The organism is Arenimonas fontis, assembly GCF_008386465.1.
Classification (GTDB): domain Bacteria; phylum Pseudomonadota; class Gammaproteobacteria; order Xanthomonadales; family Xanthomonadaceae; genus Arenimonas; species Arenimonas fontis.
On sequence record NZ_VUOD01000020.1, the window covers coordinates 1 to 5,911 of the forward strand.

General features: G+C 58.7%; 3 protein-coding genes and 3 pseudogenes. 4 read left to right on the top strand and 2 right to left on the bottom strand.

The window, feature by feature from the left end:
* Positions 1–134 precede the first annotated feature (134 nt).
* The 4 genes and pseudogenes from F0415_RS12470 to F0415_RS12485 all read left to right on the top strand — a co-directional run.
* Positions 135–311: pseudogene (locus F0415_RS12470) on the top strand (BrxR family transcriptional regulator); the annotation flags it as partial.
* A gap of 280 nt (positions 312–591) precedes the next feature.
* Positions 592–2,316: an Eco57I restriction-modification methylase domain-containing protein gene (locus F0415_RS12475; protein ID WP_246149962.1), complete on the top strand. Its 1,725-nt coding sequence runs from the start codon at positions 592–594 to the stop codon at positions 2,314–2,316.
* Between the two features lie 24 nt (positions 2,317–2,340).
* Positions 2,341–3,078: a PaeR7I family type II restriction endonuclease gene (locus tag F0415_RS12480; protein WP_149861545.1), complete on the top strand. Its 738-nt coding sequence runs from the start codon at positions 2,341–2,343 to the stop codon at positions 3,076–3,078.
* A 212-nt stretch (positions 3,079–3,290) separates the two neighbouring features.
* A pseudogene (locus F0415_RS12485) lies at positions 3,291–3,721 on the top strand (transposase); the annotation flags it as partial.
* A gap of 5 nt (positions 3,722–3,726) precedes the next feature.
* Here F0415_RS12485 and F0415_RS12490 read toward each other — a convergent pair.
* Together F0415_RS12490 and F0415_RS12495 are read right to left on the bottom strand one after the other, a co-directional pair.
* Positions 3,727–4,846, bottom strand: a pseudogene (locus tag F0415_RS12490) (IS3 family transposase).
* A 906-nt stretch (positions 4,847–5,752) separates the two neighbouring features.
* Positions 5,753–5,911: transposase (locus F0415_RS12495; RefSeq protein ID WP_149859148.1), on the bottom strand; the 159-nt coding region annotated here is incomplete at its 5' end.

The following is a 5,911-nucleotide window of genomic DNA, read 5'->3' on the forward strand; positions in this document are numbered from 1 at the left end:
ATCGAAGTCCGCGCCCGTCACCTGCCACGGCGGAGAGACCCCCAAGGCAGCCTCAAACAGCTTGTCAGTCATACCCGATCCCGTACCTGCTCAGGTCCAGCTTACCCACTCGAAATTGAAAAGAGGCGAAAAAGGTCATTGCGCTCGACTATGGCATGCGCGACGGCAAGGCCAAAATCGCCGTTCGCAAGGCGCTGCTGTACTACGCCCTTCGGCGCCTCGGGCTGGATACTGACCCAGCAACCAGAAAGCCTGCAGACCAGCAGATCGTGCTTCTGAACCGAGAGGTGGTCGATGAACTCGTCGGCTAGCAAAGACCTCCCGCACGGCTACATCGTGGCGCGCCCCCCTTCTTCATAGCAGAACCAAGCGACTCGCTAGTGCACAACGCCGAAGCACTCTTCACCATTCCAATCGCTTACCGGCGCGTGGTGTAAGGACTCAAGAGGATCGCAGTGAAATGAGTTAGGAAGTACGAGAAACTGAAGACCCTCCTATTGGAACTGTTCCAGCTCAATCATTCCGATGAGCACGAGGAACACCACACTATACCTATTCCAACTCAGATAATGACCGACAAGGCGCGTGAGAATGAGTGAGTCGGCAGTAGACCAGCGGCTAAGACAAGCCTCCTTTCCCGGAATGTGTCCCATCGAAGACGCCCTCGAACTACTTTCGAACGCGGGCATCGACGAACGCGGGGCCGTCTTCACGCGCCGGGAGGTCGTTGACTTCATCCTCGATCTGGTCGGCTACACACCTGACAGACCCCTTCATGAAGAACGCCTTCTGGAGCCGTCCTTTGGACACGGAGAGTTTCTACTTGCCGCGATCGAAAGATTAGTCGCCGCGTGGCAGACCCATGCTCCGCGTGTTTCGGCAGTCAGTCTCGCGAACTGCATCCGCGCAGTCGAACTGCACCGCGCCTCCTTCGAGGAAACGCGCGGTAGGATTATGGCCTCGCTTCAGAGGCATGCCGTACCCGTACACGAGGCGAAACAACTTGTTCAGGCGTGGCTGATACAGGGCGACTTCTTGCTAGTGCCGCTTTCCGGTACCTTCGATTACGTGGTCGGCAATCCTCCTTATGTTCGACAGGAGTTAATCCCGGACGCGCTGCTTGCCGAATACCGCACACGTTATCGCACCATCTTCGACCGCGCGGACATCTACATTCCCTTCATCGAACGTTCGCTGTCGGTTCTTGGTGAGGGCGGGGCTCTTGGCTTTATTTGCGCCGATAGGTGGATGAAGAATCGCTACGGCGGTCCGTTGCGTCAGATGGTGGCCGAACGCTTTCACCTGAAATTCTATATAGATATGCACGATACGCCGGCTTTCCATTCGGAAGTAATCGCCTATCCGGCCATCACCGTGATCGTCAGAGAAAAGCCTGGGCGAACCCGCATTGCGAGACGTCCGATCATCGAAAAGAGTGTACTCAACAGTCTTGCCAAAATATTGCTTGCCTCGCAGGCGCCGAACTCGAATGGGCCCGTCAAGGAAATAGCCAATATCACGGCCGGAGCTCAGCCGTGGATTCTCGACTCCTCCGACCAAGTTAAGCTTGTGCGTCGCCTGGAGAGGGACTTTCCAGCCATCGAGGATGCAGGTTGCAAAGTCGGGATTGGCGTCGCAACCGGAGCCGACGATGCGTTCATCGGACCGTTCGACGAACTGGACGTCGAAGATGATCGTAAGCTGCCGCTTGTGATGACGAAGGACATTTTGTCCGGCACTGTTCAATGGCGCGGGCTTGGCATCGTGAATCCATTCGCGGAAGACGGTAGCCTTGTCGATCTTGGAAAATATCCGCGCCTGCGGCGCTATCTTGAAGCACGCAAGGATCAGTTAGCGAAACGCCATGTGGCCCAGAAGGCACCCGCCAACTGGTACCGCACTATCGACCGCATATATCCGGAACTTACTTGGCGCCCTAAGCTGTTGATCCCGGACATCAAGGGGAAAGCGCACGTCGTTTATGAGGACGGCAAGCTTTATCCGCACCACAATCTTTACTTCATTACGTCGGACGAGTGGGACTTGCACGCCTTGCAAGCCGTTCTGCTATCCGGCATCGCTCGGCTGTTCGTGGCAACGTACTCCACACGGATGCGGGGCGGCTATCTGCGCTTTCAGGCGCAGTACTTACGGCGCATCCGTCTGCCGCGTTGGGCAGATGTTCCCAATGTAATCAAGAAGGAACTTGTCACTGCTGCGAGGAAAGGCGACACGTCTGCCTGTAACTCAGCGGTGTTCAGGCTTTACAGTCTTTCTAAGGAAGAATGCGCCACGCTCGACGGCAATGGGGAGTAATCAAGGGGGAGTTGCGGGGGCCACATGAGCATTGATCTCATCAATTACGAATTGAAGGCACGCGAAGCGGTTCAGGCGTTCTGGGGCAATCGCGAGAAGGCACGACAGAAGCAGATAGAATCCGGAAATGTCGATCAGGGCGAGCGCGCTAGTGTCACAGCTGGCAAGAACATGGACGGTTTTATCGCGCTCGTCATCGACTTAGTTCGCGCTAACGGACTCGGCCATGCGGCCATTCACCGCGATCGGGCCCTCGTGACACTTCCGGGATACTTCCGTCCCACCAAGCTCTGGGACCTGCTCGTTATCAACGAAGGTCGCCTGATCGCGGCGATTGAATTCAAGAGTCAGGTCGGACCATCCTTCGGCAACAACTTCAACAACCGTACCGAGGAGGCGATCGGTACAGCCCACGACCTGTGGGTTGCCTATCGCGAAGGAGCCTTTGGCAAACAGCCGCGACCTTTCGTCGGCTGGTTGATGATGGTGGAGGACGCGCCGGAGTCGCGCCAGCCCGTGACCAGCCGATCGCCGCATTTCAATGTTTTTCCAGAGTTCCAGGGCGCCTCTTATCTCCAGCGCTACAATCTACTGTGCCAGCGGCTCATGCAGGAACAGCTCTACTCCGTCGCCTCAGTAATCGCGTCGCCGCGCACGGCGGCGGCGGACGGCGCCTATCAGGAACTAAGTCCCATGACCGGGCTCAAGACTTTTATCACGGAGCTGGCCGGCCACATTGCGGCGGAGGCGGCACGGTCATGAACCTCCAAGCCTTCCCGTCCGCAATAACCGAATCCGGCGGTTTAACACACGCTGAGCACCGCACAGCGTCCAACGATCTAGTTCTTTCACTCGACGCTTTCGTTCGTTCCATCCGTGTCAGGCGCACAACGTGTTGTAGCCCCGTTTTCGACCGGACACTTTGTTGCGTGAGCAAAGCCTAGGCATAAGCCTAGTGCAAAGGAGTGTCTACGGTGGAACGAGTCGAGGTGGTCACGGGGGTGCAGCGTCGCCGGCGGTATTCGGTGCGAGAGAAAGTGGAGTTGGTCGCACTGTGCGATCAGCCGGGGATGTCGGTCTCGCTCGTGGCGCGACGCCATGGTATATCGCCCAGTCTGCTGTTTCGCTGGAGAAAACTGATGAAAGACGGCGGCGTCTCGGCCATTCAGGCCGATGACCAGGTGGTGGGGGTGGGCGAGCTCAAGGCGCTTCAGCGCCAGGTGCGTGAGCTCGAGCGGTTGCTGGGGCGCAAGACCATGGAGGTGGAGATCCTCAAAGAGGCGCTGGAGGTCGCCCAGGCAAAAAAGTTGATCTCGCGCATGCCGTTGCTGCCGGCGGACGATTCCCGGTAAAGCAGGTGGCCGAGACGCTGGGCGTGGCCCGCTCGAACCTGATCCGTAAGCTTCCCCGTCAAGCACACAAAGCAAAAGTAGAACTTTCCTCGTATTGCTGGCGGACCTCGGCGGGCGTCATATCGCCGAGGGAATCGTGGGGGCGTTGCTCGTTGTACTCGAGCATCCACCACCAAGCGGCTTCGCGGACGTCCTCGAGGCGCCGGAACAGGTACTGGTCGAGCACCTCTTCCCGGAACGTGCGGTTGAACCGCTCGATGTAGGCGTTCTGGTTCGGCTGGCCAGGCTGGATGTACTGGATGGCCATGCCCTGGCCCTTGGCCCATTCGGTGAAGGCCTCGCCCAGGAACTCCGGGCCGTTGTCGGTCCGCAGCACCTGCGGCAGCCCCCGCTCACGCTGAAGCCGCTGAAAGATCCGGACCAGGCGCAGCGACGAGATCGAGGTATCGACCTCGATGTGCAGCGCCTCGCGGTTGAAGTCGTCTTCGACGTTGAAAGTCCGGAACCGGCGACCGCAGGCGAGCGCGTCGGACATGAAGTCCGCCGACCACGCCGAATCCGGCGTGCGCGGCACATACAGCGGCACGCGCTCGCGTTTGGGCAGGCGGCGCCTGACGGCGCGGCGGCGGTTCAATCCCATGGCCTTGTAAACCCGATATATGCGCTTGTGGTTCCATTCCGGTCGGCGCCGCCGGAGCAGCTTCCGGCACTTCCAGAAGCCCCGGGCCGGCCGGTCTTTGACCAGCTCGGCCAGTGCCGAGATGATCTCGGCGTCGCGGACCGTCCAGTCAAGCGGCGGTCGGTACCACGCCGCCCGGGATAGTGACCTGCCCGACCATGTCACAGGACCGGCGCAATGGCCGCTGGTGCTCCTCCAGGAGGAAGCGCACGGCGTCGCGCTTTTGCGCCGGCCCTACAGTTTCTTTGCGATCAGGTCCTTCATCGCAGCGTTGTCGAGGGCCAGCTCGGCATACATCCGCTTGAGCTTGGCGTTCTCGGCCTCGAGCTCCTTCACGCGCCGCAGCTCGGACGCCTCCATGCCGCCGTACTTCGACTTCCACTGGTGAGGTCGCCGAACTGATCCCGGCCTGGCGGCACAGGTCCTTGATCGGCACCCCGGCGTCGCCCTGCTTGAGCACGGCAATGATCTGGGTCTCGGTGAACTTCGACTTCTTCATACAACCTCCTGGCGGGGAAAAGATGCCAGAAAGTTCTACTTATTGGGTGTCTACCGACCGGGGAAGCTTACGCATCGACCACCACGGTGCCGCATTCAACCCCGCCCACGTCAGCGTCAAACCCAAAGCCGCCTGAGGGCGAACGGAAACTGCCAGGAGTGCACCACGATCTCGATCATGACGAAGGGTTCGGTCCCCGGGTGGGGCAAGGCCGATAACAATTCCGGCTCGCGAAGCCGCTTGAACGATAGGCCCCCGCCCGCGGATTTCATGATGGCCCGAGCGCACCGCGCTCACCCCAAGGCCGAATACACGACTGCAACCGATCCGCTTCCGAAAGTCCGAGATCAATCAGTGCGCTGTTTGCAGGGGGAGTCCATACACGAATTGTTAAGTTTCAGCCCCGTGCAGCTCGGGCCAGACAATTGAAGTGGCAAGAATTGCAATGCACGACCTTGCCCAAAGCTCGGACTGGTTGAGTTGGTCATGTGCGACTCGATTTCTGTTCTGTCTGACAAAGTTGAGAAGGCCTCTGGCTTCGTCGCTGATAACGCGAGCCTCGGCAGCTTCTCGAATGATCGCGATGAAGTCTCGACGATCAGATGATGGAATGCCAAGAGATTTCCTTAGCTTTTTCTCTGATGCTGTAGCCAGATCAAGTGGGGCCCGGCTAAGTGTTGTGTTATTGACCGTGACCTCAAAATCTCGATCTCGTCCGGCAATACTTATCGCGCGTGACACAATTTGAACGAATGGGTCGACCGAGGTTGTTGCGGCGGGCGGGGTCGAGGTTGCCGTTTTGTGACTTGTTTCTTTGAGAAGAGCCTCATATTTCCTTTCAGCATCTGCTGCGGAGCGTTTCCAGAATTCAATGCTTTGCTTTAGTTTTTGTGGCTCTGTTGAATTTCAAGTGGGTTGCCGGGCATGAGGGTTGATCACTGCGAAGTCGAGCTTGCCGGCGATCAGGAAGATGACGGTTCTGATAGTGGTGAAGCGGGTGAAGCCGCGAGCGCGGCGCTTGGCGGACTGAAACAGGCCGTTGAGCGCTTCGAGGAAGCCGTTGGT

Excerpts from the sequence above, each read along its gene's own strand:
- F0415_RS12475 (WP_246149962.1), top strand. The coding sequence starts at position 592 with ATGAGTGAGTCGGCAGTAGACCAGCGGCTAAGACAAGCCTCCTTTCCC.
- F0415_RS12480 (WP_149861545.1), top strand. The coding sequence starts at position 2,341 with ATGAGCATTGATCTCATCAATTACGAATTGAAGGCACGCGAAGCGGTT.